Origin of the sequence: Delftia sp. ZNC0008 (assembly GCF_000799035.1) — a bacterium.
GTDB classification, from domain to species: domain Bacteria; phylum Pseudomonadota; class Gammaproteobacteria; order Burkholderiales; family Burkholderiaceae_C; genus Comamonas; species Comamonas tsuruhatensis.
In genome coordinates this window covers 1-5,818 of the sequence record NZ_JTKZ01000718.1, presented here as the reverse complement: position 1 = coordinate 5,818, position 5,818 = coordinate 1, and the positions used below count along the sequence as shown (strand labels likewise).

Below are 5,818 nucleotides of genomic sequence, written 5' to 3'. Positions count from 1 at the left end.
CCGCGTCCATGCCGTCAGCAGCCACAGCGTGAGCTTTTATGCGCAGGACTCGGAGCAATCCGGCCTGCTGGCACGCGCCCAGGAAATCGAGCACCTCGAAAAGGAAGTGCGCGCCCAGGCGCTGATCTCCGACGAATCGCGCACGGCCCTGGTGCGTGCCGAAAGCGCCTATGCCGAGGCCTCGCAGCGCCTGGTCAGCGCCCGGCGCGAGGCCAGCGAATCGCAAGGCCGCGCCCATGAGCTGCAGGTCGAGACCCTGCGCCTGTCGCAGCTGGCCGAGCAGGCCCGCGCGCGCAATGCCCAGATCAGTGCCGACCTGGCCGAGGTCGAGGCCCAACTGTCCGACATCGAGGAGCGCCGCGTGGCGGCCGAAGCCCGCTTCGAGGAACTGGACATGCAGCTGGCCGACAGCCAGGAGCGCCATGCCCAGCTGGGCGACAAGGTGCTGGAGTCCGAGCGGCGCCTGAACGAATCGCGCGAGCAGCTGCGCACGCTGGAGCGCCAGGCCCAGGAGGCCACCTTCTCGCGGCGCAGCCTGGAGGCGCGCCGGGGCGAACTCAGCCGCACCATAGAGACGGCCAGCCAGCAGGCCCGCTCGCTGGCCGACGAGCAGCAGCGCGCGCAGGACGAACTCACGCGCCTGACCGATGCCGCCGCCCAGGGCGGCCTGCAGGACGCGCTGGATCTGAAGATGCAGCGCGAGCAGGCCGTGGCCGCGCGCCGCAGCGAATATGACGACCTGACCAACAAGCTGCGCGCCAGCGACGAACGCCGCCAGCAGCTGGAGAAGGCGCTGGACCCGCTGCGCCAGCGCATCACCGAATTCCAGCTCAAGGAGCAGGCCGCGCGCCTGGGCCTGGAGCAGTACTCCACCCTGCTGGAGGAGGCCGGTGCCGACCTGGCCGCCGTCTCCCAGTCCATTGCCGAGGCCAATGTGCGCATGCACGGCCTGCAGGGCGAGATCGACCGGCTGCACCGCGAGATCGCCGCCCTGGGCGCCGTCAACCTGGCGGCGCTGGACGAGCTGAAGCTGGCGCGCGAGCGCAAGACCTTCCTTGATGCGCAGACCGAGGACCTGACCCAGGCCATGAACACGCTGGAAGATGCCATCCGCAAGATCGACGCCGAGACGCGCGAACTGCTGTCGGGCACCTTCGAGACCGTGAACGGGCATTTCGGGCGCATGTTCCCCGAGCTGTTCGGCGGTGGCCAGGCCAAGCTGGTGATCACCGGCGATGAAATCCTCGACTCGGGCGTGCAGGTGATCGCGCAGCCGCCCGGCAAGAAGAACCAGACCATCCACCTGCTGTCCGGTGGCGAGAAGGCGCTGACGGCGATTGCCCTGGTCTTCGCCATCTTCCAGCTCAACCCGGCGCCGTTCTGTCTGCTGGACGAGGTGGACGCGCCGCTGGACGACGCCAACACCGAGCGCTATGCCAAGCTGGTGGCCAGCATGAGCAAGGGCACGCAGTTCCTGTTCATCAGCCACAACAAGATCGCCATGGAAATGGCGCAGCAGCTCATCGGCGTGACCATGCAGGAGCAGGGCGTGTCCCGCATCGTGGCCGTGGACATGGAGTCCGCGCTGTCCATGGCTGAGCTATCCTGAGCATGTCCGCAACCTTCCGAACCCATTTGCTGGAACGACGTTTCATTCCTTCATTCCATGAGTAACCTGCAAATCAGTCTGGCCGTCCTGGGCTTTGTGGTGCTGGCCCTGATCATTGCCTACAACAGCTGGTCCGCACGCCGCAACGCACCCAAGCGCGCCGACCCCGTCGAAGAGGCGCAGCGCGATCCCTCGCGCCATGAACCCGGCATGGACACCGTGGGCCACGGCCCGGACCTGACGCACAGCCTGCGCGAGCCCGTGCTGGGCGACTTCGGCACGGCAGCCCCGGGCCAGAGCCCTGCCGCCGTGGACCGCTTTGCCGAAACCGATGCCGAACTGGCCCATCTGGTCCAGCTCGAAGAGCAGCAGCGCCAGGCCGAGGCCCAGGCCGCTTTGGCGGCCAAGGCAGCCCAGGCGGTGCAGACCGCGCAGGCTGCCCATGCCCTGCAGGCGGCTGAAGACGCCAGCGCATCGGCACCCGCATCTGCGTCAGTGCCTGCGCCATCCCCGTTGGCACCGCAGTCCATCGAGCCTTCCCTCAACGACGCGGCCCTGACCAGCGCTGCGGCCAGCCGGCCGGGCCTGGATGCGCTGATCGATGCCATTGCCCCCGTGCAGGTCGGCCAGGCCGTGCCTGGCGAACTGGCGCTGCAGGCCCAGCCGGCCACGCGGCGCGCGGGCAACAAGCCGTTTGCCATCGAAGGCATGAACCAGTCCACCCACCAGTGGGAGCCGCTGCAGCCCGGCCAGCGCTACCTGGGTTTCCAGGCCGGCGTGCAGCTGGCCAACCGCACGGGTGCGCTCAACGAGATCGAGTTCTCCGAGTTCGTTGCCAAGGTGCAGCGCTTTGCCGACGCGCTGGGCGCCACGCCCGACGTGCCCGACATGCTGCAGGAAGTGGCGCGTGCGCGCGAGCTCGACCAGTTCGCCAGCGAGCACGATGCCCAGCTCACCTTCATGCTGCGCGCACGCCAGGCCTCCTGGAGCGCGGGCTATGTGCAGCAGAACGCATCGCGCCAGGGCTTTCTGCCGGGCTCCATGCCCGGGCGCATGGCCCTGCCTTCGCCCACGCCCGGCATGCCGCCGGTGCTGGTGCTCAACTACGACCCGCAGGCGGCCATGGCCGACGACCTGGACACCTCGGTGGTGCGCGAGTTCCTGCTGAGCCTGGACGTGCCCCAGGTGCCGCGCGGCGAGCAGGCCTTCGTGCAGCTGCGCCAGGTGGCCGAGCGTCTGTGCCAGACCATGGATGGAGTGCTCTGCGACCAGAACGGCTACCTGCTGCCGGCCATGGCGCTGGACCCCATCCAGCACGACCTGGAACAACTCTATGACAAGCTCGACAGCCGCGAGCTGTCGGCGGGCTCCATGCTGGCGCGGCGACTGTTCAGCTGACGCGGCGCGGTGCCCCTGGTGCACAACAGGCTCCTGGCCTCAACCCCATGAACGACAATCTGGATCTCTTCTCCGGCGCAGCCCCCGCGGCGCCGGAGTCCGGGGCCGCCCCCGACAAGGTGCTGGCCAAGGTGCAGGCGCTGCGCGCCCAGCTCAACCAATGGGCACATGAGTACTACGTGCTGGACACGCCCACCGTGCCCGACGGCGAGTACGACCGCGTCTTCCAGCAATTGCAGGCATTGGAAGGTGCCTACCCCGAACTGGTCACCCCGGACTCGCCCACGCAGCGCGTGATCGGCGCCGTGCTCGACGGCCTGATGCCCGTGCGCCATGCCGTGCCCATGCTCAGCATCCGCACCGAGACCGACAACGAGGCCACGGGTGCCGAGGCCTTCGACGCACGCATCCGCAAGGAGCTGGAACTGGCCGAAGGCGCACCGCCTGTGGAATACGTGGCCGAGCCCAAGTTCGACGGCCTGGCCATGAACCTGCGCTACCAGAATGGCCGCCTGGTGCAGGCCACCACGCGCGGCGACGGCGAGGTGGGCGAGGACGTCACACACAACATCCGCACCATCCGCAAGATTCCGCTGTCCCTGCCCGAAGGCAAGGGCGTGCCGCCCGTGGTCGAGGTGCGCGGCGAGGTCTACATGGGCCGCGCCGACTTCGTCCGGCTCAACGAACGCCAGCAGGCCGCCGGCGGCAAGAGCTTTGCCAATCCGCGCAATGCGGCGGCAGGCTCGGTGCGCCAGCTGGACTCGGGCATTGCGGCCCAGCGCCCGCTGTCCTTCTTCGCCTATGGCCTGGGCGAGATCACGCCGGCCGCGCAGGGCGGCCCCGACTTCGGCACCCACTACGCCATGCTGCAGACGCTGCGCGACTGGGGCTTCCCGGTGGCGCCCCAGGTCTGCATTGCCAAGGGCGCGGCCGAGCTGGTGGCCTTCCACCAGCGCATGGGCGCCGAGCGCGCCACGCTGCCCTACGAGATCGACGGCGTGGTCTACAAGGTCAACAGCCTGGCCCAGCAGCGCCAGCTGGGCTTTGTCTCGCGCGAGCCGCGCTGGGCCGTGGCCCACAAGTACCCGGCCGAGGAAATGCCCACGCGCATGGAAGGCATCGACATACAGGTCGGCCGCACGGGCAAGCTCACCCCCGTGGCGCGCCTGGCGCCCGTGGCCGTGGGCGGTGTCATCGTCACCAACGCCACGCTGCACAACCTGTTCGAGATCCGCAAGAAGCGCGTGCGCACCGGCGACACCGTGGTCGTGCGCCGCGCCGGCGATGTGATTCCCGAAGTCGTGGGCCGCGTGCCCGGCGACCGGCCGGCCTATGTGCCCAACTTCCGCATGCCCGCTGCATGCCCCATCTGCGGCAGCGCGGTGTCGCGCCCCAAGGGCGAGGCCAACCACCGCTGCACGGGCGGCCTGTTCTGCCCGGCGCAGCGCAAGGAGGCCATCCTGCACTTCGCCGCGCGGCGCGCCATGGACATCGAGGGCCTGGGCGACAAGCTGGTGGACCAGTTGGTGGACGGCCATGTGGTGCGCACGCTGCCCGACCTCTACCGCCTGGGCCTGGTGGCCCTGGCATCGCTGGACCGCATGGCCGAGAAGTCGGCCCAGAACGTGCTGGATGCGCTGGAGAAATCCAAGAAGACCACGCTGGCGCGATTCCTCTTCGGCCTGGGCATCCGCCAGGTCGGCGAGTCCACGGCCAAGGATCTGGCCCGCCATTTCGGCCAGCTGGACGCCATCATGGACGCCAGCGTCGAGCAACTGCTGCAGGTGCGCGACGTCGGGCCCATCGTGGCCGAGAGCATCCACACCTTCTTCGCCCAGCCCCACAACCGCGAGGTGGTCGAGCAGTTGCGTGCCTGCGGCGTGCACTGGGAAGAGGGCGCGGCGCGCGAGCAGACCGCCCAGCCCCTGGCCGGCATGACCGTGGTGCTCACCGGCACGCTGCCCACGCTGGGCCGCGACCAGGCCAAGGAGATGCTGGAGGCCGCTGGCGCCAAGGTCTCCGGATCGGTCAGCAAAAAGACCAGCTACGTGGTGGCGGGCGCCGAGGCCGGCAGCAAGCTGGCCAAGGCCGAGGAACTGGGTGTGCCCGTGCTGGACGAGGCCGGCATGCTGGCCCTGCTGGCAGGTGATCCCCCTGCTGCAGCCGCAGCGGAGCAGGGCTGATGGCGCTGAGTCCGCGCAAACCCGTGGTCGGCCTGGCGCTGGGCAGCGGGTCGGCGCGCGGCTGGGCGCATTTCGGCGTGCTGCGCGCGCTGGAGGATGCGGGCCTGCGGCCCGACATCATCTGCGGCTCGTCCATCGGCGCCCTGGTGGGCGCCTCCTATGCGGCCGGTGAAATGCAGCGCTTCGAGGAATGGGTGCTGGGCCTGGGCATGCGCAAGGTCTTCGGCTTCATGGACTTCAACATCGCGGGCGGCATGCTCAAGGGCGAGAAGCTGATCTCGTTCTGGCGCGAGCATTTCGTGGACTCGGCCATCGAGGATCTGAAGATTCCCTTCGGCGCCGTGGCCACCGACCTGCATTCGGGTGCCGAGGTCTGGCTGCGCAAGGGCTCCATCGCCGATGCCGTGCGCGCCTCCATCGCGCTGCCCGGCCTGTTCACGCCCGTGCAGCGCGAAGGGCGGCTGCTGGTCGATGGCGGCATCGTCAACCCCGTGCCCGCCTCGCTGGCGCGCGCCATGGGCGCGGACATCGTGATCGCGGTCGATCTCAATGCCGACATCATGCGGCGCCACATGCGGCCGCTGGCGCCCGCTGCCGCCATGGCCGCTGCGCCGCCGCTGGAGGAGGC

At 69.4% G+C, this 5,818-nt stretch carries 3 protein-coding genes and 1 pseudogene; all 4 read left to right on the top strand.

All coding sequences use genetic code 11. From position 1 onward, the window contains the following. A pseudogene (locus L995_RS23315) lies at window positions 1-1,609 on the top strand (chromosome segregation protein SMC); the annotation flags it as partial. 57 nt (window positions 1,610-1,666) lie between these two features. After that, window positions 1,667-3,007: a cell division protein ZipA C-terminal FtsZ-binding domain-containing protein gene (locus tag L995_RS23310; RefSeq protein WP_016445918.1), complete on the top strand. Its 1,341-nt coding sequence runs from the start codon at window positions 1,667-1,669 to the stop codon at window positions 3,005-3,007. A 47-nt stretch (window positions 3,008-3,054) separates the two neighbouring features. Beyond that, window positions 3,055-5,190 carry an NAD-dependent DNA ligase LigA gene (ligA, locus tag L995_RS23305; RefSeq protein ID WP_047473871.1) on the top strand — a complete coding sequence of 712 codons (2,136 nt, stop codon included), beginning with the start codon at window positions 3,055-3,057 and terminating at the stop codon, window positions 5,188-5,190. Continuing rightward, the coding region (locus L995_RS23300) for a patatin-like phospholipase family protein (RefSeq protein WP_047473870.1) at window positions 5,190-5,818 on the top strand (629 nt) is incomplete at its 3' end. The genes ligA and L995_RS23300, both read left to right, overlap by 1 nt.